The organism is Streptomyces murinus, from assembly GCF_002154555.1.
GTDB lineage: Bacteria > Actinomycetota > Actinomycetes > Streptomycetales > Streptomycetaceae > Streptomyces > Streptomyces murinus.
Map to the genome: position 1 here is coordinate 1 of NZ_MUNF01000368.1, position 26,579 is coordinate 26,579.

25 protein-coding genes are annotated in these 26,579 nt (G+C 73.7%); 15 read left to right on the forward strand and 10 right to left on the reverse strand.

Translation table 11 applies throughout. From position 1 onward, the window contains the following. Positions 1 to 533 (reverse strand): glycosyltransferase (locus tag CCN72_RS22140; RefSeq protein WP_143664164.1); only part of this gene is annotated, 533 nt, incomplete at its 3' end. Positions 534 to 572: 39 nt separating this feature from the next. Here CCN72_RS22140 and CCN72_RS22145 point away from each other — a divergent pair. The 6 genes from CCN72_RS22145 (at position 573) to CCN72_RS22170 (ending at position 5,722) form a co-directional block, all read left to right on the forward strand. Further along, complete coding sequence (locus tag CCN72_RS22145) at positions 573 to 1,367, forward strand: glutamate racemase (protein ID WP_244174369.1); 795 nt, start codon at positions 573 to 575, stop codon at positions 1,365 to 1,367. 106 nt (positions 1,368 to 1,473) lie between these two features. After that, positions 1,474 to 2,019 carry a hypothetical protein gene (locus CCN72_RS22150; protein WP_085563072.1) on the forward strand — a complete coding sequence of 182 codons (546 nt, stop codon included), beginning with the start codon at positions 1,474 to 1,476 and terminating at the stop codon, positions 2,017 to 2,019. 34 nt (positions 2,020 to 2,053) lie between these two features. Next, positions 2,054 to 2,608 carry a GNAT family N-acetyltransferase gene (locus CCN72_RS22155; protein ID WP_086809022.1) on the forward strand — a complete coding sequence of 185 codons (555 nt, stop codon included), beginning with the start codon at positions 2,054 to 2,056 and terminating at the stop codon, positions 2,606 to 2,608. Between the two features lie 63 nt (positions 2,609 to 2,671). Beyond that, positions 2,672 to 4,282, forward strand: a complete 1,611-nt coding sequence (gene lnt / locus CCN72_RS22160) for an apolipoprotein N-acyltransferase (protein WP_086809042.1) — start codon at positions 2,672 to 2,674, stop codon at positions 4,280 to 4,282. A gap of 54 nt (positions 4,283 to 4,336) precedes the next feature. Continuing rightward, positions 4,337 to 4,816, forward strand: coding sequence for an NUDIX hydrolase (locus CCN72_RS22165; protein WP_086809023.1), 480 nt, complete (start codon positions 4,337 to 4,339; stop codon positions 4,814 to 4,816). 111 nt (positions 4,817 to 4,927) lie between these two features. Then, positions 4,928 to 5,722, forward strand: a complete 795-nt coding sequence (locus tag CCN72_RS22170; RefSeq protein WP_086809024.1) for a 3-hydroxybutyrate dehydrogenase — start codon at positions 4,928 to 4,930, stop codon at positions 5,720 to 5,722. 6 nt (positions 5,723 to 5,728) lie between these two features. On the opposite strand, the gene CCN72_RS22175 is transcribed toward CCN72_RS22170, so the two are convergent. Both CCN72_RS22175 and CCN72_RS22180 read right to left on the reverse strand, forming a co-directional pair. Continuing rightward, entirely contained in the window at positions 5,729 to 6,133 is a 405-nt protein-coding gene (locus CCN72_RS22175; protein ID WP_086809025.1) for a pyridoxamine 5'-phosphate oxidase family protein, read from the reverse strand. A 159-nt stretch (positions 6,134 to 6,292) separates the two neighbouring features. After that, positions 6,293 to 7,882 (reverse strand): oleate hydratase, encoded by a 1,590-nt coding sequence (locus tag CCN72_RS22180; RefSeq protein WP_086809026.1) that lies wholly within the window; start codon positions 7,880 to 7,882, stop codon positions 6,293 to 6,295. A 400-nt stretch (positions 7,883 to 8,282) separates the two neighbouring features. Between CCN72_RS22180 and CCN72_RS22185 the strand changes: the two genes are divergently transcribed. The 4 genes from CCN72_RS22185 to CCN72_RS22200 are packed head-to-tail and all read left to right on the forward strand — an operon-like array spanning position 8,283 to position 12,880. Then, on the forward strand, positions 8,283 to 9,677 hold the full coding sequence (locus tag CCN72_RS22185) for an APC family permease (RefSeq protein ID WP_244174371.1): 1,395 nt from the start codon (positions 8,283 to 8,285) through the stop codon (positions 9,675 to 9,677). Between the two features lie 29 nt (positions 9,678 to 9,706). Further along, positions 9,707 to 10,921: an arginine deiminase gene (locus CCN72_RS22190; protein ID WP_086809028.1), complete on the forward strand. Its 1,215-nt coding sequence runs from the start codon at positions 9,707 to 9,709 to the stop codon at positions 10,919 to 10,921. Between the two features lie 21 nt (positions 10,922 to 10,942). Continuing rightward, positions 10,943 to 11,965 carry an ornithine carbamoyltransferase gene (argF, locus tag CCN72_RS22195; RefSeq protein WP_086809029.1) on the forward strand — a complete coding sequence of 341 codons (1,023 nt, stop codon included), beginning with the start codon at positions 10,943 to 10,945 and terminating at the stop codon, positions 11,963 to 11,965. 3 nt (positions 11,966 to 11,968) lie between these two features. Further along, on the forward strand, positions 11,969 to 12,880 hold the full coding sequence (locus tag CCN72_RS22200) for a carbamate kinase (RefSeq protein ID WP_086809030.1): 912 nt from the start codon (positions 11,969 to 11,971) through the stop codon (positions 12,878 to 12,880). 52 nt (positions 12,881 to 12,932) lie between these two features. Here CCN72_RS22200 and CCN72_RS22205 read toward each other — a convergent pair whose 3' ends face one another. Further along, a complete protein-coding gene (locus tag CCN72_RS22205; protein ID WP_086809031.1) occupies positions 12,933 to 14,885 on the reverse strand; it encodes a PAS domain S-box protein in 1,953 nt (650 codons plus the stop codon). A 281-nt stretch (positions 14,886 to 15,166) separates the two neighbouring features. Here CCN72_RS22205 and CCN72_RS22210 point away from each other — a divergent pair, with 281 nt between their 5' ends. Further along, entirely contained in the window at positions 15,167 to 16,036 is an 870-nt protein-coding gene (locus tag CCN72_RS22210; protein WP_086809032.1) for a universal stress protein, read from the forward strand. Between the two features lie 173 nt (positions 16,037 to 16,209). Here CCN72_RS22210 and CCN72_RS22215 read toward each other — a convergent pair whose 3' ends face one another. Then, positions 16,210 to 16,599, reverse strand: a complete 390-nt coding sequence (locus tag CCN72_RS22215) for a hypothetical protein (protein WP_086809033.1) — start codon at positions 16,597 to 16,599, stop codon at positions 16,210 to 16,212. A gap of 258 nt (positions 16,600 to 16,857) precedes the next feature. Between CCN72_RS22215 and CCN72_RS22220 the strand changes: the two genes are divergently transcribed. Next, positions 16,858 to 17,574 (forward strand): FAD binding domain-containing protein, encoded by a 717-nt coding sequence (locus tag CCN72_RS22220; RefSeq protein WP_086809034.1) that lies wholly within the window; start codon positions 16,858 to 16,860, stop codon positions 17,572 to 17,574. Here CCN72_RS22220 and CCN72_RS22225 read toward each other — a convergent pair. After that, a complete protein-coding gene (locus tag CCN72_RS22225) occupies positions 17,541 to 18,173 on the reverse strand; it encodes a TetR/AcrR family transcriptional regulator (RefSeq protein WP_167408705.1) in 633 nt (210 codons plus the stop codon). The two genes, CCN72_RS22220 and CCN72_RS22225, sit on opposite strands and share 34 nt — an antisense overlap. 138 nt (positions 18,174 to 18,311) lie before the next feature. On the opposite strand from CCN72_RS22225, the gene CCN72_RS22230 reads away from it, so the two are divergent. After that, positions 18,312 to 19,178, forward strand: a complete 867-nt coding sequence (locus CCN72_RS22230; protein WP_086809036.1) for a class I SAM-dependent methyltransferase — start codon at positions 18,312 to 18,314, stop codon at positions 19,176 to 19,178. A 25-nt stretch (positions 19,179 to 19,203) separates the two neighbouring features. On the opposite strand, the gene CCN72_RS22235 is transcribed toward CCN72_RS22230, so the two are convergent. Beyond that, positions 19,204 to 19,575 carry a VOC family protein gene (locus tag CCN72_RS22235; protein ID WP_086809037.1) on the reverse strand — a complete coding sequence of 124 codons (372 nt, stop codon included), beginning with the start codon at positions 19,573 to 19,575 and terminating at the stop codon, positions 19,204 to 19,206. A gap of 93 nt (positions 19,576 to 19,668) precedes the next feature. On the opposite strand from CCN72_RS22235, the gene CCN72_RS22240 reads away from it, so the two are divergent. Further along, the gene (locus CCN72_RS22240) at positions 19,669 to 20,130 is read left to right on the forward strand and encodes a MarR family winged helix-turn-helix transcriptional regulator (RefSeq protein WP_086809038.1); all 462 of its coding nucleotides are present in this window, start codon (positions 19,669 to 19,671) and stop codon (positions 20,128 to 20,130) included. A gap of 21 nt (positions 20,131 to 20,151) precedes the next feature. Here the strand turns inward: CCN72_RS22240 and CCN72_RS22245 are convergent, their stop codons facing one another. Continuing rightward, a complete protein-coding gene (locus tag CCN72_RS22245; protein ID WP_086809039.1) occupies positions 20,152 to 21,036 on the reverse strand; it encodes an AraC family transcriptional regulator in 885 nt (294 codons plus the stop codon). A 146-nt stretch (positions 21,037 to 21,182) separates the two neighbouring features. On the opposite strand from CCN72_RS22245, the gene CCN72_RS22250 reads away from it, so the two are divergent. Then, positions 21,183 to 21,983: an alpha/beta fold hydrolase gene (locus CCN72_RS22250; protein ID WP_244174372.1), complete on the forward strand. Its 801-nt coding sequence runs from the start codon at positions 21,183 to 21,185 to the stop codon at positions 21,981 to 21,983. 14 nt (positions 21,984 to 21,997) lie between these two features. Here CCN72_RS22250 and CCN72_RS22255 read toward each other — a convergent pair whose 3' ends face one another. Both CCN72_RS22255 and CCN72_RS22260 read right to left on the reverse strand, forming a co-directional pair. Continuing rightward, positions 21,998 to 24,340, reverse strand: coding sequence for a SpoIIE family protein phosphatase (locus CCN72_RS22255; RefSeq protein ID WP_086809040.1), 2,343 nt, complete (start codon positions 24,338 to 24,340; stop codon positions 21,998 to 22,000). A gap of 162 nt (positions 24,341 to 24,502) precedes the next feature. Continuing rightward, positions 24,503 to 26,579: FUSC family protein (locus CCN72_RS22260; RefSeq protein WP_086809044.1), on the reverse strand; the 2,077-nt coding region annotated here is incomplete at its 5' end.

Below are 26,579 nucleotides of genomic sequence, written 5' to 3' on the forward strand. Positions count from 1 at the left end.
CGCAGCCGCGCCATCTGCGAGACCACGTCGAAGCCGCCGCCATGGGCCGCCGCGACCAGTTCCCGCAGGCTGTCCGGGGCGTGCGCGATGTCCGCGTCCGTCAGCAGCAGGTACTCCGGCTCACGCGCGCGGGCCAGCGCGATGCCGTGCCGCACCGCCCACAGCTTGCCCGTCCAGCCCGCGGGCGGCTCGCCCGGCGAGTCCACGGTGAGCGGCAGCCCGCCGTGCCGCTCCGACAGCGCGCGGGCCAGCTCCCCGGTGCCGTCCGTGCTGCCGTCGTCCACCAGGAAGACCTCGGCCCGCCCCGGATAGTCCTGCGCGAGCAGCGACGGCAGGCTCGCGGGCAGTACGGCGGCCTCGTCGCGGGCCGGTACGACCACGCAGACCGACGGCCACGCCTCCGGTTCCCGGCGCCGCGGCAACCGGACGTCCGTGCGCCAGAAGAAGCCCTGGCACAGCAGCAGCCAGCACCAGGCGGCCAGCGAGACGACGGTGATCCACAGGAAGGCGCTCACGGGCGCAGTCTGCCCCACCCGGGCCGTTCACATGAGCGGATCGTCTATCGTGGCCGGGTGAAGATCGCGCTCATGGACTCCGGAATCGGTTTGCTCGCGGCCACGGCCGCGGTACGACGCCTACGGCCCGACGCGGATCTCGTTCTCTCCCTGGACCCCGACGGCATGCCCTGGGGTCCCCGCACCCCCGAGGACCTCACCCGGCGCGCGCTGGGCGTCGCCGAGGCCGCCGCGGCCCGTCGTCCCGACGCGCTGATCGTCGGCTGCAACACGGCCAGCGTGCACGCCCTGCCCGCGCTGCGCGCCCGCCTGGAGCCCGGCATCCCGGTGATCGGCACCGTCCCGGCGATCAAGCCGGCCGCGGCCGGCGGCGGCCCCTTCGCGATCTGGGCGACCCCCGCCACCACCGGCAGCGCCTACCAGCGCGGACTCATCGCGGACTTCGCCGACGGCGTGCCGGTGACCGAGGTGCCCTGCTGGGGTCTCGCCGAAGCCATCGAACACGCGGACGAGGCGGCGATCGAGACGGCCGTCGCCGCGGCCGCCGCGCTGACACCGGCGGAGGTGACGACCGTCGTCCTCGGCTGCACCCACTACGAGCTGGTCGCCGAGCGCATCCGGGCCGCCGTGCAGCGCCCCGGCGCGGCCCCGCTGGTCCTGCACGGCTCGGCCGGTGCGGTGGCCGCGCAGGCACTGCGCCGACTGGGCGAACTTCCCGCCTCGGGGGCGCCCGCCGAGGGCGGCCTCACGGTGCTGCTCAGCGGCCGCGAGGGCGAGCTGCCCGCGGCGGCGCTGCACTACGCCGAGGGACGGCTGCTGCCCGCGGTGGAACCCTTCGCCGACCGCCGCTGACCCCGCCGCGCTCACCCGTTCCGCCTCCGTCGTCCAGGGCCGCACGGGGGCGGGCACGGGCCGAGAGGCGGTACCCGCGCGGGGAATCCTGAGTAACCTCGTAGTCATGAGGGACCAGCCCCATACCGAGGACGACGCCACCCCCGAGATCTGGACCGGACGCGCCACCAACCGGGTGCAGTGGCTGCTGGCGCTGGCCGGGGCGGCCTGCCTGGCCCTGGGGATCAAGCTGGCCGTGGACTCCGCGTGGACGTCCGGGATCACCGCGCTGACGATGTCCGTGGTCGGCTGCATCGCGGCCGGGCTGCTGGTCATCTTCGGCACCCTCGCCTTCGTCCATGTCGACCTCAGACTCGACCGGGAGTGCGTCGAGGTGCGCTGCGGCCACATCGGACTGCCGCGCCGCCGCATCCCGCTCTCCCATGTGGCGGGCGCCGACTTCACCGCCCTGGTGACCCCGCGGCAATGGGGCGGCTGGGGCTACCGCTGGCGCCCCGAGAAGGGCACCGCGGTCGTCGTACGCCGGGGCGAGGGCATCGTGCTCAGCCTGTGGGACGGACACACCTTCACCGTCACCGTGGACAACGCGGAATCGGCGGTACGAGTGATCAGGGCGCGGCTGCGCTCGATCACCCCGGGGACGGCCGCGTAGCGGATCCCGGGCCGGTCCCGATAGCTTGCCCGCCATGACCGAACCCGCACCCGTCGCCTGGCCGCCCGCCCCGATCAGGACCGAGCGGCTCGTGCTGCGCGAGTCCAAGGCCCGGGACCGGGCGGCGTTCATCGACCTGTCCGCCTCGCCGGAGGTGGGCACCTACGTCGGTGGCGCCCGGCCCCGCGCGGAACTCGAACGCGTGGTGCCCGAGGTGCCCGGGCGGCGGCCCGGCCTCTTCGTGGTCGAGCTCGACGGGACGATGATCGGCTTCATCCAGCTGCTCGACCGGCGCGCCCCGGAGCACCCCGGCCATGTCCGCCCGGAGGGCGGGGAGGCGGAGCTGGGCTATATGTTCCTGCCGCACGCGTGGGGACACGGCTACGCGGCCGAGGCGTGCACGGCGGCGCTCGACTGGTTCGCGGACGCGCTGCCCGGCGAGCCCGTGGTGCTCACCACCCAGACCGCCAACGCCCGCTCCATGCGCCTCGCGGCGAAGCTCGGATTCACCGAGGTGGAGCGGTTCGAGGAGTACGGCGCCGAGCAGTGGTTCGGGGTCTGGTCCCCGCTCGCCGCACAGCCGGGTTGAGGCGGTGAGCGCCCGCCGACCGTGGCTGTCGACGCCGAGGTCAGCGGCCGTACACTCACCCGGGTGACCGTCACCGCAACTTCCGTGGACCAGCCGGACCGGCTCCGGACGTCCCCCGCGCCCGGCGCATGGCGTCGCCGGCTGCTGCGCCTGGTCCCGGCCCTCGCCTCCGCCCTGTGCGGAGTGCTGCTCTACGTCAGCTTCCCGCCACGCCCCCTGTGGTGGCTGGCGCTCCCCGCGTTCGCCGGGTTCGGCTGGGTGCTGCGGGGGCGCGGCTGGAAGGCGGCCCTCGGGCTCGGCTATCTCTTCGGCCTCGGCTTCCTGCTGCCCCTGCTGGTGTGGACCGGCGTGGAGGTCGGCTACCTGCCGTGGCTGGCCCTGGTCGCGGTGGAGGCCGTGTTCGTCGCCCTGGTTGGCGTGGGTGTCGCCGCCGTGTCCCGGTTGCCCGCGTGGCCGGTGTGGGCCGCGGCGATCTGGATCACCGGCGAGGCCGTACGGGCGCGGACGCCCTTCGGGGGCTTCCCCTGGGGGAAGATCGCGTTCGGACAGGCGGACGGCGTCTTCCTGCCGCTCGCCGCGGTCGGCGGCACCCCCGTCCTGGGCTTCGCGGTCGTGCTGTGCGGCTTCGGCCTGTACGAGGCGGCCCGCCTCCTGGCCGAACGGCGTCGCTCGGGCGCCGTGCGCCGGGCCGCGGCCGCCGCCGCGCTGCTCAGCGTGGCCGTGCCGGTGGCCGGTGCGTTCGCCGCGCGCGGCCTGGTCAGCGACAAGGCCGAGGACGGCACCAGGACGGTCGCCGTGATCCAGGGCAATGTGCCGCGCGAGGGCCTGGAATTCAGCGCCCAGCGCCGCGCGGTGCTGGACCGCCATGTGAAGGAGACCCTCAAGCTCGCCGCCGACGTCAAGGCGGGCAAGGTCCCCAGGCCCGACTTCGTGCTCTGGCCGGAGAACTCCTCCGACCTCGACCCCTACAACGACCCGGACGCCACCGCCGTCATCGACGAGGCGTCGGCGGCCATCGGGGTGCCCATCTCGGTCGGCGCCGTCGTGGACAAGGACGGCAAGCAGCTCAACGAGCAGATCCTGTGGGACCCGGCCAAGGGCCCGACGCAGACGTACGACAAACGGCAGATCCAGCCGTTCGGCGAGTACATGCCGCTGCGCGGGTTCGTCGGGGCCATCAACAAGGACTGGACCACGATGCTCCGCCAGGACTTCAGCCGGGGCACCAAGCCGGGTGTGTTCGACATGGACGGCGCCAAGGTCGGGCTCGCCACCTGCTATGAGGCCGCCTTCGACTGGGACGTGCGGGACACCGTGACGCACGGCGCCGAGATGATCTCCGTGCCGAGCAACAACGCGACCTTCGACCGCAGCGAGATGACCTACCAGCAGCTCGCCATGTCCCGGATCCGCGCCGTCGAGCACAGCCGCACCGTGACCGTCCCGGTGACCAGCGGCGTCAGCGCGATCATCATGCCGGACGGGAAGATCACCCAGCGGACCGGCATGTTCGTGCCCGCCTACCTGGAGCAGAAGGTGCCGCTGCGCACCTCCACCACGCCCGCGACCGACCTCGGCATCCTGCCCGAGATGGCGCTCGTGCTCGTCGCCGTGGGCGGCATCGGCTGGGCGATCGGGAGCGGGCTGCGGGCGCGCCGCGCGGGCGAGGCATAGCACCCCGGCGACGCGGGGCTCAGGGGTGTCCGACGCCCGGTTAGGGTCGGTCCCATGGCTACTCCTGACTTCATCCGCACCCTGCGGGCCTCGGCCGGCCACCAGCTGCTCTGGCTGCCCGGGGTCACGGCGATCGTCTTCGACGACGCGGGCAGGGTGCTGCTCGGCCGGCGCACCGACACCCGGAAATGGTCGGTGGTCGGCGGCATCCCGGAGCCGGGCGAGCAGCCCGCGGACTGCGCGGTGCGGGAGGTCTTCGAGGAGACGGCCGTACGGTGCCTGCCCGAGCGGGTCGTCCTGGTCCAGGCGCTCCAGCCGGTCACGTACGGCAACGGGGACGTCTGCCAGTACATGGACATCACCTTCCGCTGCCGGGCCGTGGGCGGCGAGGCCCGGGTCAACGACGACGAGTCGCTGGACGTCGGCTGGTTCGCGGTGGACGCGCTGCCCGGACTGAACGAGTTCGCGCTCTCCCGGATCAAGCGGGCGATGGCCGAGGAGCCCACCTGGTTCGAACCGGCCACGCTCGGCTGACCCGGGCACGGCTCGGCTGGCCCGGCCACGCTCGGCTGTCCCGGGCACGGCACGGCACCCGTGGCCTGGACGCTCTCCGCCGGGGCCGGTGGCCTTGGTTAGGGTCGGCCCATGACCTCCCGCAGCCAGTCCCTCGCCCTCGATCTCGCCGGCCGCACCGCCCTCGTCACCGGTGCCGCGAGCGGAATCGGCCGCGCCTGCGCGCTGCGCCTCGCGGCGGCCGGGGCCCGGGTGAGAGCCGTCGACCGGGACGCGGCGGGGCTCGCCGGACTCGCCGAGGAGGCGCGGGACCTCCCGGACCTCGCGGGCGCCGTCGTCCCGCACGTCCTCGACCTCACCGACCTGGACGCGGCCGAGGCGGCGGCCGCCGGCACCGATGTGCTGGTCAACAACGCGGGGCTGCAACTGGTGCGCCCCATCGAGGAGTTCCCGCCGGACGTCTTCCACACGGTGCTGACCGTGATGCTGGAGGCGCCCTTCCGCCTGGTGCGCGGCGCCCTGCCGCACATGTACGGGCAGGGCTGGGGCCGGATCGTCAATGTGTCCTCGGTGCACGGGCTGCGCGCCTCGGCGTTCAAGTCCGCGTACGTCGCCGCCAAGCACGGTCTGGAGGGCCTGTCCAAGACGGCCGCGCTGGAGGGCGCCGCGCACGGCGTCACCTCCAACTGCGTGAACCCTGCTTACGTCCGCACGCCTTTGGTGGAGAAGCAGATCGCCGATCAGGCGGCGGCCCACGGCATCCCCGAGGAGCGGGTGCTTGCCGAGGTGCTGCTGAAGGACAGCGCGCTGCGGCGCCTGCTCGAACCGGAGGAGGTCGCCGAGGCCGTGGCCTATCTGTGCAGCCCCCAGGCGTCCTTCGTCACCGGTACGTCCCTGGTCCTGGACGGCGGCTGGACCGCCCACTGAGTCCGCTCACGTGCCGGTCAGCTCACGCCCCGTGACCACCTCGGAGTCGATCCGTACGAGCACGTCGTCGCGGACCGGCATCCAGGAGTCCGGGCCGTCGGGGAGTTCCTGGCCGTCGGGGTCCGGCAGCAGCATGGCCCGGCCGGTGACGACCACGCTCCAGCCGGAGCGGGTGGCCGCGTCGAACTCGTCTGCCTCGAAGGCGACCACGGCACCGTCGATGGCGCGCACGAGGTCCGAGCCCGCCGAGGTGCGCAGCAGCACGGAGGAGTCCGCGGCGAGGCAGAAATTGACGGGGAGGACCGCGGGGAGCGCCTGCTTGGTGTACACGACCCGGCCGACCGGCACCCCGGCCAGCAGGCGCAGACAGGTCCCCCGGTCGAGCGCGCGAAAGCCGTCGTTCTGGAGCACCGGTCCATCGTGCCCGCGCGGACCCGGCCGGGATAGGGCCGGTCGGCCCTTGTCCGTACCTGGGTGGCCTCCCTCGGCACCTGGATGGCCTCCCTCGCCGCCGGGGCTCCGTGCACCGGGTGCCCCGGCGCTGCCCGGACGGGTCCGCGCGGCCATGGCTCACACCAGCGCGGCCCGCAGCACACCGAACGCGCCGCGCGGGTCGGCCAGGGCGTGGTGGATGCCGGGGATCTCACGGTCGACGTCGAACAGCTCGTACACCGCGTGCATCGCGCCGCGCACCGAGTACTCGACGGTGAAGACGACGTCCTCCGGGACCTCGGTGTACTGGCCGAGGAAGGCGAAGTTCGCCGATCCGCGCGGGACCACGAGGGGCCGGTCCTCGGGCGTGCGCGGCGCGAACTGACTGGTGATATAGGGCATCATGACCGGGATCACGGTCGTGGTCGCCGCCACGCTCTCCTCGATGTCGGACATGCCGAGGTGGCCGAGGAGTTCGGTCAGGATCTCGCGGCCGGTGCACTCGGCCATCGGCTTGCCGGTGAAGTCGCCCGGCCGGTCGGGGAAGAGGCCGTAGCCCCACAGCGTGTACACGTCCTCGGGCTGGTCCGCGAAGTGCGGGGCGTGCGGGACCACCACGGACATCAGCCAGCCGGAGTCCGTGAAGGTCATCAGCGCGCCGGTGCCGGGCAGATTGCCCGACAGCTCCTCGATGCGGTGCAGCAGCTGCGGAGAGCGCATGGTGAGCGTGAAGGACTCCCACTTCGCCTCGTCCACATCGCCGTTGAACACCGCGGGCCGGCCGAAGTCGTCCGCCTTGGCCGCGACCGCCTCCCAGAGCCGCCAGCCGCCGTCGCGCTTGTCCCGCACCAGCTCGGGCGCCCGGTCGTCACCGCCGTACGTGGCGTCGGCGGTCATCGAGCCGAGGGTCAGGAACGCGTGGTCGTCGGGGCCCAGTTCACAGGTCTCCGGCACGCCCGCGCGCTCCAGGTGGAGCCGCCGCAGCCGTCGGGCGCCCTGCTCGTCGGTGCCGAAGTCGGCGTCCGTGACCCGTACCCCGTGCTCGAAGCGCACCCCGCGGGCCTCCAGCCAGGCCCGTACCGGGCGGATGATCGAGTCGTACTGGTTGAGCTTGGTGCGGCGCACCCCGGACAGGGTGTGCATCCGCGGGAACTCCTGGAGGAAGCGCAGGAGGTAGCGGCGCAGTTCGATGGCGCTGTGCCAGTTCTGGAAGGCGAACGTGGTGCGCCACATCGTCCAGAAGTGGGTGCCGAAGAAGTGCGGGGAGAAGAAGTCCTCGATACGGCGGGCGCCGATCAGCCGCTCGGGCAGCATCAGCAGCCGCAGCAGTTCGAGCCGGTCATGGGTGTCGAGGCCGTAGTCGGCGGCGTCCAGGATCCGCGCGCCCGCGCCGATCAGCCGGGCCTTGGCCTCGGTGGGCCACTTCTCGTTGAAGTCGATGATCTCCTGGCGCACCGAGACCGTCTCGTCGTCCAGGGTCGGAATCGTCTCCAGCAGGTCCCACAGGCAGGTGTACGCCTCCTCCTCCAGCATCCGCCCGCCGCGGGTGACGTAGCCGGCGGGCTCCCCGCTGCCGTCCATGGAACCGCCGGCCACCGGCAGCTCCTCCAGGACCCGGATGTTCTCGCCGGGAAGCCCGGCGTCGCGGACCAGGAAGACCGCCGCCGCGAGCGAGGCGATGCCCCCGCCGACGAGATGGACCCGGGACTGCCGCGGAGCGTCTGCCATGACGTTCCTCCGTTCTGTGCGCCCGGGCGGACCGGGACGGCCGAAAGTGGTACGGCATCCAGCCAACACCCCGGGTGCCCCGCGCGGCAGGGCCGTACGTCCCCGGCCGTGGGGCCCCTGGGCGCCCAAGTGGGGACCGGTTGCCGTACGGCGCGCACCCCGGTGACCAGCAGGATCGGTGGCGCACCAGCACCGCAGCCCGTCGAGGCGCACAAGGAGCACAGGTATGTCCACCACCACACGCGGCGGGGAAGACACCCGCGGCGGGGAAGAGTCCCCAGGCGGGGGAGCACCCCGCGGCGGGGAGGAACCCCCTCCATCGGTACCCGTTCCATCGGTACCCGCTGCATCGGTACCCGCTCCACCGGCCGCCCTCGGGCTGCCCGCCGCCACCGCCCTGGTGATCGGCAGCATCATCGGCACCGGGGTCTTCGCGCTCCCCTCCGCCCTCGCCCCCTACGGGCCGATCGCCCTGGTGGCCTTCGGCGTCGTCACCCTGGGCGCGCTCGCGCTGGCGATGACCTTCGGCTCGCTGTCCGGGCGGGTCCCCGGCAGCGGCGGCCCCTACGTCTACGCCAGGGAGGCGTTCGGCGAGTTCGCCGGGTTCCTCAACGCGTGGTCGTACTGGATCACCGCCTGGGCCGGGAACGCCGCGATCGCGGTGGCCTGGGTCGGCTATGTCGAGGTGTTCGTCAACACCGGGCACCGCACCGGGATCTCCTTGCTCATCGCGCTCACCGGACTGTGGATACCGGCCGCGGTCAACCTCACCGGGATGCGCAACACCGGTGCCTTCCAAGTCGTCACCACGGTACTGAAGTTCGTCCCGCTGGTCTTCATGGCCACCGTGGGCCTGCTGTTCGTCAAGGCGGACAACTTCGGCCCGTTCAACGCCAGTCACCAGTCCGCGCCCGGCGCGATCTCGGCCGCCGCGGCCATCGCCCTGTTCAGCTATCTCGGCCTGGAGGCCGCCTCGGTGGTGGCCGGGCGGGTGCGCGAACCGGGGCGCAACGTGCCGCGTGCCACCGTGTACGGCACCCTCGCCTGCGCCGCCATCTACATCCTCGGCACCCTCGCGGTCCTCGGCACCGTGCCGCACGGTCAACTCGGCTCCTCCATCGCGCCGTTCAGTGACGCGGCGAACAACATCCTCGGCGGCGGCTGGGCCGGCGACGCCGTCGCGGTGGCCGCCATCGTCTCCGGCATCGGCGCGCTGAACGGCTGGACCATGCTGTGTGCCGAGATGCCGTACGCCGCCGCCCGCGACGGACTCTTCCCGGACGCCTTCGCCCGGCTGCGCGGCAAGAACGACGTACCGGTCTTCGGAATCATCGCCTCGACCGTGCTGGCCTCGCTGATCACGGTGTTCAGCTACACCCGCTTCCAGGACGTCTTCACCAAGATCGTGCTGCTCAGTGTGCTCACCGCGGTCATCCCGTACCTCTTCTCCGCCGCCGCCCAGCTGTACTGGCTGCTGGTGCGCGGCCGGGCGAGCCTGAAGCCCGGGCGCCTCGCCCGGGACACCGTCGTGGCCGCGCTCGCGATGGCCTTCTCCTACTGGTCGATCCAGGGCAGCGGCTACCAGACCGTCTACTACGGCCTGTTCGTGATCCTGCTCGGACTGCCCGTCTACATCTGGCTCAAGCGCGACCGCGGCGAGTACGGCGAGACGGTGCCGGCACCGGCCACGACGACGGAGGCCCACGCCCCCGAGACACCCCCGGCCGACCGCGCCGCCCGGCGCCCCTGGGCCGACCGCGCGCACCGCCTCAACCCGCTGCGCCACCACCACTGATCCCACGGAACACCCCGAAGGACACCGCCATGACCACCTTCCACGTCGACTCCGAGGCCGGCCGGCTGCGCCAGGTCATCCTGCACCGGCCCGGACTCGAACTCTCCCGGCTCACCCCGCGCAACGTCGACGCCCTGCTCTTCGACGACATCCTGTGGGCCAAGCGGGCCCGCGAGGAGCACGACGCCTTCGCCCAGGCGCTGCGCGACCACGGCACCCGGGTGCACTACTTCACCGATCTGCTGGCGCAGAGCCTCGACATCCCCGGCGCCCGCGACTGGCTCCTCGACCGCGTGGTGACCATTGCCACCGTCGGCCCGGCGCTCGTCGAGCCGGTACGCGAACTGTGCGCGGGCATCGACGGCGAGACCCTCGCCGAATACCTCATCGGCGGGCTGCTCAAGAGCGACCTGCCGCTCGCCAGCCCGCACAGCCTGGTCTGGAACGCCCTGGACGAGGAGGACTTCGCCCTCGCCCCGCTGCCCAACCACCTCTTCCCGCGCGACAACTCCTGCTGGATCTACGACCGGTTGTCCATCAACCCGATGGCCAAGACGGCCCGGCGGCGCGAGAGCCTGCACGCGGAGACGATCTACCGCTTCCACCCGATGTTCGCCGCCCAGGCACCCCAGCCGATCCTGGACGGGCCGGTGGGCACCCTGGAGGGCGGCGACGTCCATGTCCTCGGCAACGGCGCCGTCATGGTCGGCATGGGGGAGCGCACCACCGCCCAGGCCGTGGAGAACCTGGCCGCCCGGCTGTTCGCCGCCGGTACGGCCACCAAGGTGATCGCCGTCCAACTCCCGCCCCGGCGCGCCTACATGCACCTGGACACCGTGCTCACCATGGTCGACCGGGACGCCTTCGTGGTCTACCCGGGCCTCGCCGACTCCCTGCGCTCATGGACCCTCACACCCAGCGACGCCCGCCCGGTCCGCTTCGCGGTCACCCCGAACCCGGACCTCGCGACCGCCCTCGCCGAGGCACTCGACCTCGACAAGGTGCGGATGCTGTCCGCGCCGCAGGACATCCGGGGCGCGGAGCGCGAACAGTGGGACGACGGCAGCAACTTCCTCGCCCTGGAACCCGGTGTCGTCGTCGGCTACGAGCGCAACGTCACCACCAACACCTATCTGCGCAAGCAGGGCATCGAGATCGTCACCGTCGCCGGCGCCGAACTCGGCCGCGGCCGCGGCGGCCCGCGCTGCATGAGCTGCCCGATCGAACGCGACCCGGTCGCCTGACACTTCCCCGAGGACACAGAGATGACCACCGACCTGCGAGGCCGCTCCTATCTGAGCGAACTCGACTTCACCGCCGCCGAGATCGGCCACCTCCTCGATCTCGCCGCCGACCTCAAGGCGACCCGGCGGGCCGGCACCGAACAACCCCGGCTGACCGGCAGGCAGCTCGCGCTGATCTTCGAGAAGACCTCCACCCGCACCCGCTGCGCCTTCGAGGTCGCCGCCCGCGAGCAGGGCGCCGCCACCACCTACCTCGGCCCCGGCGACACCCACCTCGGCGGCAAGGAGTCCGTCGCCGACACCGCCCGCGTCCTCGGCCGGATGTTCGATGGCATCGAGTACCGGGGCTCCGCCCAGAGCATCGTCGCCGACCTCGCCGCGCACTCCGGCGTCCCCGTCTACAACGGCCTCACCGACACCGCGCACCCCACCCAGAGCCTGTGCGACGTGTTCACCATGCGCGAGCACAGCACCAAGCCGCTGTCCGAGATCCGCTACTGCTACCTCGGCGACGCCCGCAACAACATGGGTAACTCGCTGCTCTCCATGGGCGCCCTGCTCGGCATGGACATCCGGATCGCCGCGCCCCGCGCCCTGTGGCCCCCCGCCGACCTGGTCGCCACCTGCCGGGCCGAGGCCGGGCGCAGCGGGGCCCGGATCACCCTCACCGAGGACGTCGAGACCGCCGTGCGCGGCGCCGACTTCCTGCACACCGACGTCTGGGTCTCCATGGGCGAGCCCGCCGAGACCTGGAAGGAACGCATCGACCTGCTGCTGCCCTACCAGGTCAACGCCACGACGCTGGCCGCGACCGGCAATCCCGACGTCGCCTTCATGCACTGCCTGCCCTCCCTGCACGACGACCGCACCCGCCTCGGCCGCGAACTGCGCGACACCTACGGCCTGACCGGCCTGGAGGTCACCGACGAGGTGTTCTCCTCGCCCCGTTCGCTCGTCTTCGACCAGGCGGAGAACCGGCTGCACACCATCAAGGCGATCCTCGTCGCCACCCTGGCGGACCGGCCCGGCGTCGTGGAGGGCTGACCGATGCGCATCGTCATCGCCCTCGGCGGCAACGCGCTGCTGCACCGCGGCGAACGTCCCGACGCCGCCGTCCAGCAGGCCAACATCGACCGCGTGGCCCTCGCGATCGCCGGCCTCGCCCAGGACCACGAGGTCGTCGTCACCCATGGCAACGGCCCCCAGATCGGGCTGCTCGCCATGGAGAGCGCGGCCGACGCGGCACTGAGCACCCCCTACCCGCTGGATCTGCTCGGGGCCCAGACCCAGGGCATGATCGGCTCCCTGCTGGCGCGCGCCCTGTACGACGCGCTGCCCGGCCGGCGGGTCGCCGCGCTCGTCACCCACACCCAGGTACGGGCCGACGACCCCGCCTTCGGGCACCCGGAGAAGTTCATCGGCCAGGTGTACTCGGCCGAGGCCGCCCGCGCGCTCTCCCGCGAACGGGGCTGGCACATCGCCCGGGACACCACCGGGTGGCGCCGCGTGGTGCCCTCCCCGGCACCCGAGCGGATCATGGAGACCGGCACCGTCCAGGATCTGCTGGGCCTCGGCACCCTCGTGGTCTGCGCCGGGGGCGGCGGCGTCCCGGTCGTGGACGGCGAGCGCGGCGGACTGCGCGGGGTGGAGGCCGTCGTCGACAAGGACCTGACCGCGGCGCTCCTCGCGGAGGACCTCAAGGCGGACTTCCTGCTGATCCTCACCGATGTGCCGCATGTGTACGCCGACTACGGCGGCCCCCACCAGCGGCCCGTCCTGGAGGCCACGCCCGCCGAACTGCGCGCCGGGGACTTCCCGGCCGGCTCCATGGGCCCCAAGACGGAGGCGGCGGCCCGGTTCGTGGAACGCACCGGCGGCCTCGCCGCGATCGGCGCCCTCGACGCGGCGTACGAGATCGTCCACGGCAGGGCGGGCACGCTGGTACGACCCGAGCCGTGACGTCCCCTCCTTCGCACCGGTGTGCCCCAACGGCCCACCGGTGCGCCGGCGTTCACAGCTTCAGCGTGAACCAGGTCGTCTTGCCCTCGTCGGTCGGCCGTACCCCCCAGCCGTCGGCGAGCGTGCGGACCAGGAACAGGCCCCGCCCGTGCTCCTCGTCCCCGGCGGCGTGCCGGGGCTGGGGCAGATGCGGGCTGCGGTCGCTGACCTCGACGGTGAGGTCCGTGGCCGTACGGCACAGCCGCAGCCCCACCGGGCCCTCGGCGTGCTGCACCGCGTTGGTGAGGGTCTCCGACAGCAGCAGAAGCGCGTCGTCGGCCGGCGCGGGACACTCCCAGGAGGCCAGCGTCCGGCGCAGAAAGGCCCGGCCCTCGGGGACCGAGGCGGGGGCGGCGGGCAGATCGGTGGTGACGGCGGCCAGCGGAGCCGCCGGGAGCTGTGCGAACAGCAGCGTCACGTCGTCGTCATGGCCGTCGACGTCCGGCAGCAGCTCGGCCAGCACATGGTCGGCCGCCGCCTCCAGGCTCGCGGAGTGCGGGAAGAACGAGTCCAGGACGGCGGTGAGTTCACCGACCCGCGCCTCGATGTCGCTGCCCGGCGTCTCGATCAGACCGTCGGTGTACAGCACGAGCGTGGCGCCCGGCGCGATGTCGAAGCACGCCTGCTCGTACAGCACACCGCCCACCCCGAGCGGCGCGTTGACCGGCGCGGGCAGCGCGCGGACGCCCTCCCAGGGGCCGACGACGAGGGTCGGCAGATGCCCGGCGGAGCAGACGGTGACGGTGCCCGCGTCCGGGGCGATGACCAGATAGCAGCAGGTGACCAGCTGGTCCGGCACATCCAGATCGCCGACCACGGTGTCCAGGGCCTGCATCAACTGGCGGGGCTGCATGCCCGTCTTGGCGAGCGCGTGGGCGGCCGAGCGCAGCTGGCCCATCACCGCCGCCGCCTCCAGGCCGCGGCCCATCACATCGCCGATGAGGACGCCGACCCGGCCGGCGCCCAGCGGTATCAGATCGAACCAGTCGCCGCCGACACCGGCGCCCTGGGTAGCGGGCCGGTAGCGGCTCGCGGTGTCCAGACCGGGCAGCGCGGGCGGTGTGCCCATCAGGCTGCGCTGGAGGGTGAGGGCGATGTGCCGCTGCTGCTCCAGCAGGGCCTTCAGCTCTGCCTCCACCTGCTTGCGGTCGCTGATGTCCCGCACGATCGCGCAGGCCCCGATGATCTTGCCCGCAGTGTCCCGGGTCGGCCACAGCGTGACATCGACGTCCAGCAGCGATCCGTCCTTGGTGACCCGCAGCGTCTCGAAGTGCTCGACCTTCTCCCCGTGGCGCAGGCGTTCGAGCAACGCCCAGATGTCGTCCTGGAGTTCGGTGGGGGCGAGCATGGAGACATGCCGGCCCATGGCCTCCTCGGCGGTGTAGCCGTACAGCTCGGTGGCGGCCGCGTTCCAGTACGTGATCTCGCCCGCGAGGGTCTTGGCGAGGATGGCGTCCTGGGAGGACTCCACGAGCGCGGCGAGTTCATTGATCCGGGCCTCGGCCGCCTTGCGGTCGCTGACGTCGCGCACCGCCGCGGAGACCAGCAGCCCGTCCGCCGTCTCCAGGGGGCTCAGGCTGATCTCGACGGGGAACTCGCTGCCGTCCTTGCGCAGTCCGTGCAGTTCGAGCCCCGCGCCCATGGGCCGCACCTGCCGGTTGGCCGCGTAGCCGTCGCGGTGCCGGGTGTGGTGGTCGCGGAAGCGGTGCGGGACCAGTAACTCGACGGGACGGCCCAGCAGTTCCTCACGGCGGAAGCCGAACAGCGCCTCGGTCTGGGCGTTGACCAGCCGGATGACACCGGTGTCGTCGACGATCACCATGGCGTCCGGCGCCGCCTCCAGCAGCCCCCGGAACCGCTCCTCGGCCGTCGACGGGCCGGCCCCCGGCACGGGGGCTCCGCACCGGCACCGCCGGGGGACCGCGGGGTCCGCCGCACAGGCCGGCTCGTCCACGCAACCATTCATATCTACCCCGCCATGTCGCTCGTGATGCTACGGACATCCCAGCGCAACCGGCGTCCCACCGCCGTGACTTGTCGCGTCCTGGCCGGAACACATCCCCACGGCGGACGAACCCGTGCAGGACCGGTCCCGGTCGAGCACAAGCGGTCACCTCCGTCAGGGTGCCCGGCCCAGGGCCGGTCGGCCCCGGACAGGGGCCCTGAGGGCCCTGCCCGTAGCGGGGTCGCCGCGAAGAGACTTGAGGAGATCCCGAACGGGATGTCCGACAACAGGAGGTGGACGTCATGTCCCGCACCGTCACCGTGGGCCTCGACGGCTCCCCCGAGAGCCGTACCGCCGCCGAGTGGGCGGCGGGCGAGGCGCGACTGCGCGGTCTGCCGCTGCGCCTGGTGCATGTGTGGGAGCCGGTGACGGAGTCCATGGCGCAGGATCCGGTCATCGGCGTGGCGACCCAGCGGCACTGGACCGAGCGGATCCCGCGCGAGACGGCCGAGGAACTGCGGCTGCGCCACCCCGACCTGGAGGTGCTGTCGGAGCATCAGGACGGCTTCCCCGGCGAGTTGCTCGCGGCGGCGGCCGAGGAGTCCGAGCTGCTGGTGCTCGGCTCGCGGGGCCTCGGCCGGGTCGGCGGTTATCTCGTCGGCTCCGTCGGCTTCTCGGTGGTCGCGCGGGCCGGCCGCCCCGTGGTGCTGGTGCGGTCCGGCTGGCAGCCCGACGGCGACGCCCCCGAGGGCCCGGTCGTGCTCGGCGTCGACACCACCGCGCCGGACGACACGGTGTTCGCGTTCGCCTTCGAGGAGGCCGAGCGGCGCGGGACGTCGGTACGGGCCGTGCGCACCTGGTCCATGCCGCCGTACTACGTCTACGGTTTCGCCGCCGACCCCACCTTCGACCAGGAGTGGTCGTTGCAGGAGGAGGCCGCGCTCACCGAGGTGCTCAAGCCGTGGCGGCAGAAGTACCCGAGCGTCGAGGTCACCGAGGAGTGCGGGTACGGAAGCGCCTCGCTGCGACTGGTCGAGGCCTCGCACGGTGCCGCACTCGTGGTCGTCGGCCGGCGCCGCCGCCCCGCGTCGTTCGGCACGCACATCGGCCCGGTGACGCATGCGGTGCTGCACCACGCGACGGCGCCCGTGGCGGTGGTGCCTCACGACTGAGGGTGACGGACAGGAACTGCGGCGCGCCCCACCCGAGTTCGTTCGGGTGGGGCGCGTGGGGTTCCCGGGCGGTGCCGGCGGGGCGCCCCGCCGTACCGTGTCGTGCCGGTATGGCGGAGCGCCCCGGAGCCTCTCGTCGGCGAGCGCGTAACTCACCCTGCCCTACTGACTGTTCACGAGGTCTCGCCGCCCCGCCACGGCGGCGGGGTCGCCGTCCTGCGGGTGCCGTGTGTGCGGTGGGCGACGCGGTCGGTGCGGCTGCGCAGACGGTCCTGGAGGCGGTCGGCGAGTTCGCGGACGCTGTGCTCACGGGCGTGGACGACGACGAGGTAGTGACCCACCCGGATCTCGGCACCGGCGGTCCAGGGCTGTCCGACATGAGGGGCGGCCGCCCTGATGACCCGGATCTCGCCGCTCACGGGCGGCAGACCCGGCCGGCCGAGCACGGCGTCCATCTTCTCCCGGAGATAGGCGAGGTCCTCCTCGGACATCTCACCGTCGGCCCGTACACGAACGGCGACGGTGGTCTCGGGGGCGTGGACGCCGGTGTCCCTGGCAGTCATGTGCTCCACTCCTTCTGATCGTTGCGTGCTGATCGTTCGGTGCAGCGCACCCAGCGTCTCCCGCGCGCCGCCCCCGCCCCCAGGGCCGCCCGACCCGGGGACCCGGGCCGGTGGTCCCGGCCGCCGGACCCACATTCCGGAACCGGCCAACTTTCCTCGAATCGGCATAATGTGGCGGCCGTGCATGTGTGAGCCCTGGACGCGCCCCCGCGTACGCGAGCAGACTGCGGTCTCCCCGAGGAAGGCAGGTCGGTCGCCATGCTGTTGCGTCTGCCCACGTCAGTGTCCGAAGCGCAGGAGTGCCTGGCCGAGGGGGCGGTCCCGGTCGGCGGGGCGACACTGGTGTGGGCCACGTGGCAGCGCGAGGGATTCCCCGAACTTGCCATGTCGCTACGGAAGTTGCCGCAGGCCAATGTCATCGGCGCCGAGCGGCTGGGCGCCGCCGTGCTGCTCGGGCAGATAGACGGCCGGGTGCCGGACGTGCTGCGCCGCGCGGCCGGCACGGTGGGCACCGGGGCGGTACGCCGCGCGGCGACGGTCGGCGGCAACCTCGTGGGCAGCGCGCTGCGTTGTCTGCTCCCGGCCGCCCTGGTCCTCGACGCACGGGCCACGGTGCTGGAGTCCGACGGCGTCCGCGAGACGGACCTGGCCGAAGTCGTCGCGAAACGGCCCCTGTTGCTCAACCTGCACTGGTCCGCCCCGCTCGCCTGTGCCTACCGCAAGCTCCCCGCCGACGCGGGCGCCCCGCCGCCCCTCGTGGTGGCCTCGGCCCTGCACGCGGGAGACGGCGCGGGGTACGGCGTCCGGGTCGCCGTACGGGACGGTTACGAGGTGTTCGAGGGCGCCGCCGTAACCGGCGCCGACCCCGAGGAGACCCTGGAGTCCCTGCGCGCCACCGCCCTCGGCGATCTGCCCGCCGCCGCGTGGAGGGTCGTACGGCCTCAGGTGCTCGACCTGCTGGCGCGCGAGCGCTGACCCGCCGGGCCGTCCGGTCCGTCGACCAGGGCGGCCACCAGACGGGTCATCGCGGGCCGGGGGTCGGGGGTGCCGGGCCGGCTGGTCATCAGGAGATGGTGGGCGGTACCGACGATCGCGAGCGCCGCGGTGCCCGGATCGACGGACCTCGCCACCCTGCCGAGCCCCTGTTCGGCCTCCAGATAGCCGGTGACGGCCTCCTGGATCGTGGCGAACCCCGGCGCCCCGCCCTCCAGCGCCCCACGGATGAGGACCGCGGCGCCGGGGCGCGTCATGGCCAGGCCCGACAGGGTCGGACCACCGGAGTCGAACAGCGCGCGCACGACGGCGTCCAGGTTCCGCACCACCGTGCCCCGCCCGGCGAGCCCCGCCAGGGCCTCCGCCTTCGTCGCCGTCCGCGCGAACCGGTCCAGGCACAGCTCGGCCACGAACTCGTCGAGCCCCGCGAAGTGCGTGTGCAGCAGCCCCTTGGCACAGCCCGCCTCGGTGGTGACGGCACGGCTGGTGAGCGCGCCGGGACCGTCCCGTTCGACGACGCGCTCGGCCGCCGCGAACAGCCGCTCGCGCACATCCGGCGTCGCCACTCCACGCGGTGACATGGGCCTCTCTTCCGTTCCGCCGTCCTCGCCCGCGAGGGGCGCAACTGTCCGGATGGTAACGGGGATTGCGGGTATGGGCACGTGCCCATACAGTTTGGGCATCCGCCCATTCTTCGCTGTCCACCGCAGGAGGCACCCGTGCCGGACATCGTCAACACCGAGCAGGCGCAGGCATGGAACGGCCCGGAAGGTGTCCACTGGGCGCGCCACCAGGACCGCTGGAACGCCGTCAACGAGGGTTTCGACGAGCCGCTGCTCGAAGCCGCCGCGATCGCCGGGGCACACCGGATCCTCGACCTCGGCTGCGGCTCCGGGCAGACCACCCGGATCGCCGCGCTGCGCGCACCCCGGGGCGGCGCGCTGGGCCTCGATCTGTCCGGGCCGATGCTGGCCGAGGCGCGGGCCCGCGCGGAGCGGGAGGGCGTCGCCAACGCGTCCTTCGCACAGGGCGACGCACAGGTGTACCCGTTCGAACCGGGCGCGTTCGACGTGGGCATCAGCCGTTTCGGGGTGATGTTCTTCGCCGACCCCGTGGCGGCGTTCGGCAACATCGGCCGGGCGCTGCGGCCCGGCGGACGCCTGGCGTTCGTCTGCCCGGCCGACGCCACGCTCAACGGCGGGGTGGCGGCGCTGGCGTCCCTGCGCGACATCCTGCCGTTCGGCGACCTCGGCCGGCCGGGGCTCCCCGGCATGTTCTCCCTGGCTGCCCCAGGCCGCGTCCGCGACGTCCTCACCGCGGCCGGCTTCACCGGCGTCACGATCGACGAGGTACGGGCCGACGGGACCTGGGGCGACGGAGCCGAGGACGCCGCGGACTTCCTGCTCGGCACCGGCCCCGGGAGTCATCTGATGCGGCAGGCCGGTGCGGCGACCCGCGCCGAGGCCCGCCGTACCCTGACGGACCATCTGCGCCCCCACGAGACGGAGAACGGCGCGGTCCGGCTCCCCAGCACGTCCTGGCTGGTCACGGCGGTGCGCCCGGACGTGCCCGGCGAGCGGCCCTGACCTCCGCCTGCGGAGGGCGTCCCGGTCAGTCCCCGTGGACGGTGAGCCGGTAGCCCTCGGGCCCGGTGAAGGAGAACGACGGACCGAACGGGGTCGCCTGGAGCGCGGTGACGCCTTCCGTGCCCGCCGCGACGAGCTGCTCGCGCAGGGCCGGGGCGTCGGTGGTGCGCAGCCACAGGGCGACACCGAGGCCGGGCTGTCCGGCGCCGTCCAGATCGACGCCGGGCAGCGGCTCGCGGACGGCGAACGGGATCGGGCTGGTGGCGAAGACGACCGCGTTCGGCGGTCCGCCCGGCGCCGGCCGCAGTCCGAGCCGCTCCTCGAAGAACGCGGCCGCGGCCGGTACGTCCCTCACCTGGAGGGCGATGAAATCGGGGCCTTCGACGGTGGCGGTCATGGTGACTCCAAGGGTGGTCTGTCGGTGCGTGTATGTCAGAACTTTGACATGGCGACAGTAGGCGCCCGGCCTCCGGCATGTCAAAATGCTGACATGGAAGATCGAGCGCCCGTCCCCTCGCCCCATCCCGCGCAGGACGTCACCGAGCACGTGGGATACCGCCTGAAGAAGGCTTCGGCCGCGCTGCGCGGCGCCATGGACAAGGCGTTGCGCGAGCACGGCCTCACCGTCCCGCAGTACTCCTGCCTGGAACTCCTCGACGAACGGCCCGGCCTGTCCAACGCCGACCTCGCGCGCGGCACCTTCGTCACCCGGCAGTCGGCCAATGTCGTCCTGCGCGGCCTGAAGGAGGCCGGTCTGATCACCCAGGCGACCAGCACCGACCACGGCCGGGCGCTGCCCGTTCACCTCACCCCCGCCGGGCTGGAGCGGCTGCACGCCGCGCGCGGCGCCGTGTACGCCATCGAGGAACGCATGATCGAAAGCATCCCCGCGCGTCGGCTGACGGCACTGCTGGCCGACCTCGACACGATGACCGGAAACCTGGAGGCGTGACCGGCCGGCCGGGACGGCGATTCAGGCTCTGGACGCGTCGGCCGTCCCGTAGGCGGCGCGCCAGGCGGCCGGGGGTGTGCCGGTCTGGCGGCGGAAGAACGTGCTGAAGTTGCCCGCGTCGCGAAAGCCGAGGCGCCGGGCGCAGCCGGTGACCGGCAGGCCGGTGTGCGCGAGGAGTCGCTTGGCCTCCAGCAGGACGCGCTGGTCGAGGAAGGTCTTGGCACCCGTGCCGGCGCCGGCCCGGGTCGCCCGGGTGAGGGTGCGTACGTCGTAGCCCAGTGCCCCGGCGTAGTCGGCCACGTGGTGCCACTCGGTGAAATGCTCCTCCACGGCGGCCCGGTAGGCGCGGAAGACGTCCGCGGACCGGTCGCCGGCCGGGACCGCGTCGGTGCGGGCGGGCGCGTCGGGAAGTGTCCGCAGGAGCAGTGCCGCCAGCAGGTGGGAGAGCAGCGCGGGAGACCCCAGGCGCGGGTCGCGCGCGCTGGCCTCGTGCTCGCGGCGGAGGTGTTCGGCGGCGAACAGGGCCAGCGGCAGCCGCTGTTCGGCCAGCTGCCAGCATGCCGGGGCGGTGGCCTCCGCCGCGGTGAATCCGGCGAGGAACCCGGGCCGGAAGAGGATCAGCGGGCCGTCGCAGGAATCGACGTCGCTCCAGCGGTGCACCATGCCGGGCCGGATCCATACGACGCCGCCCTCCGCCAGCCGGTAGCCGCGGAAGTCGGCCTCGTGGTCACCGGTGCCGGAGGCGATCAGGGCGAGGACATGGAAGTCGGGGCGCTGGGGGAGCACGCGCAGGCGCCGGGTGTCCATGCGGCGCAGGGCGGCGAAGTCGAGGACCTCCACACCGTGGGCCGAGCCGAGGGCGGGGAGATAGCGCAGCTGCCGTACGGCATCGTGTCCGTTTTCCACAAGCACCGTGTTCCTTTCCACCGGGAAGCGCATCCCACCGGCCGTACGGTCGAAGTGCGCCTGACGGGCAGGTCAGATTACTTGTTCGGGCCCCGGCCGCCGCGCTGCCGGTCGGCTCAAGCAGGCGGGTGAGAGGGAGGACGACGATGGAAAACACCATGCCGGTGGCGGTGCCGGGCGGATCTCTTGAGGTACGGATCGGGGGCGGCGGCCGTACCGGACCGACGCTGGTGTTCACGCACTACTGGGGCGGCTCCGCGGGCACCTGGGACGAGGTGATCGGCCGCCTTCCGCCCGGACAGCCGACCGTCCGCTTCGACCAGCGCGGCTGGGGTGTCGCGCGGGAGCTGCCCGGGCCGTACCACCTGGACCGGCTCGCCGACGATCTCGCGCGCGTGGTGGACGCGTGTGTGCCGGGGCCGTTCGTGCTCGTCGGGCATTCGATGGGCGGCAAGGTGAGCCAGCTCCTCGCCGCCCGCGGGCCGGCCGGGCTGCGGGGCGTGGTCCTCGTCGCGCCCGCACCGCCCGAGCCACCGGCCACGGTGACCGAGGAGTACCGGCGGGGGCTCTCCCGCGCGTACGACTCACCCCAGTCCGTACGGCACGCCCTCGACCGTGTCCTGACCGCCTCGCCGCTGCCCGAGACGGTGCTGGCCACCGCGGTGCGCGACAGCCTCGCCGCCGGGGGCGAGGCGCGGCGGGAGTGGCCGTCGCACGGCATCGCGCGGGACATCACCGGCGCCGTGCGCGGCATCAAGGTCCCGGTGACCGTGCTGGCCGGTGCGCGCGACCTGGTGGAGCCGCCGGACGTCCTGCGCGCGCACCTTTTGCCGTGCATCCCGCACGCGGCCCTCACCACCGTGCCCGCCGCCGGCCATCTGCTCCCCCTGGAGGCCCCCGGCGCCGTCGCGACCGCCCTCGGTGACTTTCTGGCGGGCCTGCGGTGAAGCACCCGGGGCGGCTATGAATCCAGCGGCAGCACCCGGGCGATGAGGAGGGCGACGTCGTCGTGGCCGGCCGGGTGGCGCAGTTCGCGCAGCAAGCGGTCGCAGGTGTCCTCCGGGGAGGGGGACGGTGCGGAGAGCAGGCGGAGCAGTTCGTCCAGGCGGGCGTCGATCGGGTCGTCGCGGGTCTCCACCAGCCCGTCGGTGTAGAGCACCAGCTGATCGCCGGGCCGTAGGGCGAGCGTGGTGGACTCGAAGGACACACCGCCGACACCCAGCGGGGTGCCGGTCGGCAGGTCGAGGAGCCGGGGCGGGCCGTCGGAGGGGATCAGGACCGGCGGCAGATGCCCGGCCGACGCCGCCTCCAGGCGGGCCAGCCGGGGATCGTGCACGGCGTAGACGCAGGTGGCGATGTACGGGTCGAGGCCGAGGGTGATCCGGTCGAGGTGGGTGAGAACGCGCGCCGGGTCGAGATCGAGATCGGCCAGCGTGGAGGTGGCGGTGCGCAGCCGGCCCATGGTGGCCGCGGCCGCGATCCCGCTGCCCATGACGTCGCCCACCGCGAGGGCGGTGCGGTCGCCGTCCAGCGGGATGACGTCGTACCAGTCGCCGCCGACCTCGCCGATCGCCTGCGCGGGCCGGTAGCGGGCGGCGATCTCCAGGCCCGGGTGGTGCGGCGAGAGCCGGGGCAGCAGGCTGCGCTGAAGGGCCTCCGCGGTGCTGCGGGTGTGCTGGTGCAGCACGGCGTTGTCGATGCTCAGCGCGGCGCGCGAGGCGAGTTCGCAGGCCAGCTCCAGATCGTCGGCGTCGAAGGGCGCGGGATTGCGGGCGCGGGCCAGGCCCATCACACCGATGCACTGGCCGCGGGCGATCAGCGGGACCGCCATGTCGGTGTGCACCCCGGCCCGGGCCAGCAGCCGGGCGGCCTCGGCGTCGGCGGCCACGCGGCCGACCTCGCCGCTGTCCAGATGGGTGATCAGCACGGGACGCCCGGTGCGCACGCTCTGGGCCGCGGGATGACCGGCGTGGTAGACGGTGAGCCGTCCGGGCGGCACCAGGGCTCCGGCCGCGTCGGTCGGGTAGGCGGTCTTCACCGCCAGCGCGCGGAACAGCGGGGGGCCCTCACCCGGATCCGTACGGCCCGTACGGAGCATGCTGTCCAGCAGATCCACCGCGGCCATGTCGGCGAGGTCCGGCACCAGGACGTCGGCCAGCTCCTGAGCCGTGCGCTCCACCTCCAGGGTGGTGCCGATGCGCGCCGAGCCGCGGGCGATCAGCCGCACCCGCCGCTGGGCCCGCTCGGCCTCCTGGGCGGCGCGATAGCGGTCGGTGACCTCCACCGCCACCTTGGCGACGCCCAGCGTGTGCCCCTGGTGGTCCTCCAGCCGGTACAGCGATGTCATCCAGGCGTGATCGCTGCCCGGGTCGGCGGCGGTACGGCCCACCACCTCCTGGTTCACCAGGGGGACACCGGTGTCCAGCACCCGGCGCATGGAACCTTCGAGCGCCTGGAACGCCGTGTCGGGGAACAGCTCCCCGAGGCGCCGGCCCACATGGTCGGCCTCGGACAGTCCGTGCATGGCCGCGAGGGCGGGGTTGACGGCCACGTACCGCAGCTCGGTGTCCAGGACGGCCAGCCCGATCGGGGCCTGGGTGACCAGCCGGGCGGACAGGGCGGCATCGCGCTCCACCCGGCGCAGGGTGGAACGGTCGGCGGCCAGCCCCAGCGCGTAGTGATCGCCGAGATGGTCGGTCAGCCGCATGTTGCGGAACTCGACGGTCCTGGTGCCGCCGTCCTTGCGCCGCACCGGGAACGCCCCGGCCCAGCCCCGGCCGGTCTCCATCACCTCGGCGAACAGCTCGATCGCCGCGTCCCGGTTCTCGGGGCTCAGCAGCAGAAGCGCCGCGTACTGCCCGACCGCCTCCGCACGGTCGTACCCGAACAGCTCCTCGGCCTGCGGGCTCCACATGTCGATCCGGCCGTCGGCCTCCAGGAGTACGGCGGCCACGCCCAGGAGGTCGAAGAGGCCGGTCGGCTGCTCGGTCTCGGGTTCCGTGGCGCGGTCCGCCCGGGGCGGGGCGGGCTGGTCCGGTGCCTCGGTGTGCTCAGGCCGGGGCCGTACGGGCCGGTCCTGGTCGACCTCGGGGGCCGTGGTGTGGTCGGCGCGGGAGACCGTGGCCGGGTCAACCGGGTCAACCGGGTCGATCGGGTCGACCGGGTCCGTTTGAGGGCGTGCGGACCGGTCGGCCCGGGGCTCCGCGGCCGGGTCCGGCCGGGGCTCGGCGGCACGGTCCGGCCCCGGCTCCGCCCGCGCCGTCTCGGGCTGGTCCGGGTCCGGGTGCCGCGTCCCTCCGCTCATCCCACTCGCTCCTTCCGCCGCCCCGCCGGGCCGACGCCGTTGTGTCCGGCCCTCGGCGGCCGCGGGGCACGCACCGTGGTGAGCGCCGTACGCGGGGGAGACCGGGCCGGGCCTCACCTCACGCCTACCCGTGGACGGGCGATCCGCAGCGACCCGTAGGGGTCAGTCCGGGGGAACCGGTCCGGGACCGGCCCGCCCCCCTCGGGGGTCGCCGGCCGTGTCCCCGGTGCCGTCGGGCCCGTTTCCGGTGGTCGCGGCGCCGTCCTCGGCGTCCCCGGGTCCGCTCTCGGCACCACCCGGTCGGCCCACACCCTCCCCGTCGCCGTCCGGCCCGAGTTCCTCGCCCCCGCGCGCGATCCTGGACAGATCGGCCATGAGGGAGTCCAGCCAGGACACGGTGGCGTAGTAGAGCCGGGGCGCGCCCGACGGCTCCGCGTCGGCGCCCGCCAGGGACCGGGCGAGCCGGGGCACCGGGCCCGTCGGGGTGTCGCCGCCGGGGTCCAGGGCCGCGGAGACCAGCAGCATGCGCCCGGCCACCCGGTCCCCGAGGCCGCTGACCGCCGGGGCGGTGGGGCCGAGGCCGGTGCACGGCGGCTCCAGCAGCCGTTCCGAACCCCACAGGGTGTGATGCCCGGCCATCAGGGCCGCCTGCCAGTCCACCGCGGGCAGCACCGGCCCGCGCCCCCGGCCGCCGAACGGCGTCGGCTCGCTCTGGAACTGCCCGTACGCGGACTCCGCGAGGATCACGGCGTGCTGGAGCGAGCGGTGCCCCGGCATCCCCGCCGGCGCGACCGCCTCCCCCGCCCGCCGCAGCGGCCCCTCCAGAGCCACCGAGGCACTGGTCGCCACCACGATCTCGGCCGCCCTGCGCAGCAGCTCCGCGGCCGCGTACCGCAACTCGTCATGGGCGCCGCGCGGCCAGGCCAGCAGCCCGAACACCGCGCCGATCGCGCTGCCGACCAGCACATCGAGCAGCCGTACCTCCGCCAGCCGCCAGGTCGGCGGCGCCAGCTGGGCGAAGACCAGGGCCACCAGCACGGTGAACAGACCCTGTGCCCAGCCGACCCCCTTGACCGGCCCGACGGTGAAGGCGAACAGCATCCACAGGGGGAGGAGCACGGCGTAGACATTGGTGTGGGTGCTGACCAGGGCCAGCGTGCCGCCGGTCACCAGGGCGCCGGCCAGGGTGCCGGCGAGCGCGGACCTGATGGTGCTCCAGGTCTCGTCCATGGTGGTGCGGGTCAGGGTCAGGGTCGCCAGCGTCGCCCAGAAGCCGTGGGGCAGCGTGTCCACGCCCGCCACCAGCCGCGCCGCCGTCAGCGCCAGGGCGATGCGCACCGCGTTCTGGAAGAACACCGAGCGCCGCCCGGCATGTCCGCGCACCCGGTGCCACCACAGCGCGGGGCCCCGGGTGGCGGCGTACCAGAAGCGCTCCGGCGGCCCGGTCACCGAGGCCCGCCGGCCGTGCGCCGCGAGATCGGCCGCCGCCCCCATCGCCAGCGCGGCATCGGCGACCTCCAGTACGGCCGCGTGCCGCCGCAGCACATCCGGCGCCGGGGTCTCCCCTTCCCCCGGATGGGCCGCGGACCGGGCGGACAGCACGGCACGGACCGCGGCCAGCTCCCGGTAGGCGGCCAGGGGTGAGGCGCCCTCGCGCAGACAGCTCGCGGTGGCGGAGGCCAGCCGCGCGACGGCGTCGAGTACGGCGGTGACGAGGGCGTCGGGCGGACAACAGGGCGCGGCCGGCGGCCGGACATCGCCGTCCGGTGTGGTCAGCGGCCGGACGCCGCCTCCCGACATGGCCGACAGCCGGGGCAGCCTGCTCAGCAGCGCCCGGGTCGCCAGGCCCGTGTGGGACAGGGCGCGGTCCCGTACGCCCGGGCCCGCCGGACGGTCCGCCTCGGGCACGGTCAGGGAGCGCAGCCGGTGTCCCGCCTCCCGGGCGGTACGGATCTCGGCCCGGGAGAGGGTGTACGGCGGGGCGGCGAGCAGGGCGGTGCAGCGGGCCGCGACGGCGGCGGCGTGGGCGGCGCGCGCCCGGTACGGCGGCGGGGTCGGCTCGGGGAAGAGCAGGGCCTCGGCGAGGACGAGCAGGGCCATGCCGGTGGTCGTACCGAGCAGCCGGTCGCCGAGCTGGCCGGGATCGTAGGGCGGGAACGACGGCAGGATGTACAGGAGTTGCAGCCCCGGCGCGGCCCCGGCCGGGCGCGGGCCGCCCACGGCGGAGAAGGCCAGCGCG

Coding starts and splice junctions, on each gene's coding strand:
- CCN72_RS22190 (WP_086809028.1), top strand. CDS start 9,707: ATGACCACCTTCCACGTCGACTCCGAGGCCGGCCGGCTGCGCCAGGTC.
- CCN72_RS22150 (WP_085563072.1), top strand. CDS start 1,474: ATGAGGGACCAGCCCCATACCGAGGACGACGCCACCCCCGAGATCTGG.
- CCN72_RS22170 (WP_086809024.1), top strand. CDS start 4,928: ATGACCTCCCGCAGCCAGTCCCTCGCCCTCGATCTCGCCGGCCGCACC.
- CCN72_RS22155 (WP_086809022.1), top strand. CDS start 2,054: ATGACCGAACCCGCACCCGTCGCCTGGCCGCCCGCCCCGATCAGGACC.
- CCN72_RS22215 (WP_086809033.1), bottom strand. CDS start 16,599: ATGACTGCCAGGGACACCGGCGTCCACGCCCCCGAGACCACCGTCGCC.
- CCN72_RS22220 (WP_086809034.1), top strand. CDS start 16,858: ATGCTGTTGCGTCTGCCCACGTCAGTGTCCGAAGCGCAGGAGTGCCTG.
- CCN72_RS22250 (WP_244174372.1), top strand. CDS start 21,183: ATGGAAAACACCATGCCGGTGGCGGTGCCGGGCGGATCTCTTGAGGTA.
- CCN72_RS22200 (WP_086809030.1), top strand. CDS start 11,969: ATGCGCATCGTCATCGCCCTCGGCGGCAACGCGCTGCTGCACCGCGGC.
- CCN72_RS22235 (WP_086809037.1), bottom strand. CDS start 19,575: ATGACCGCCACCGTCGAAGGCCCCGATTTCATCGCCCTCCAGGTGAGG.
- CCN72_RS22205 (WP_086809031.1), bottom strand. CDS start 14,885: ATGAATGGTTGCGTGGACGAGCCGGCCTGTGCGGCGGACCCCGCGGTC.
- CCN72_RS22240 (WP_086809038.1), top strand. CDS start 19,669: ATGGAAGATCGAGCGCCCGTCCCCTCGCCCCATCCCGCGCAGGACGTC.
- argF (WP_086809029.1), top strand. CDS start 10,943: ATGACCACCGACCTGCGAGGCCGCTCCTATCTGAGCGAACTCGACTTC.
- CCN72_RS22210 (WP_086809032.1), top strand. CDS start 15,167: ATGTCCCGCACCGTCACCGTGGGCCTCGACGGCTCCCCCGAGAGCCGT.
- CCN72_RS22180 (WP_086809026.1), bottom strand. CDS start 7,882: ATGGCAGACGCTCCGCGGCAGTCCCGGGTCCATCTCGTCGGCGGGGGC.
- CCN72_RS22255 (WP_086809040.1), bottom strand. CDS start 24,340: ATGAGCGGAGGGACGCGGCACCCGGACCCGGACCAGCCCGAGACGGCG.
- CCN72_RS22165 (WP_086809023.1), top strand. CDS start 4,337: ATGGCTACTCCTGACTTCATCCGCACCCTGCGGGCCTCGGCCGGCCAC.
- CCN72_RS22225 (WP_167408705.1), bottom strand. CDS start 18,173: ATGTCACCGCGTGGAGTGGCGACGCCGGATGTGCGCGAGCGGCTGTTC.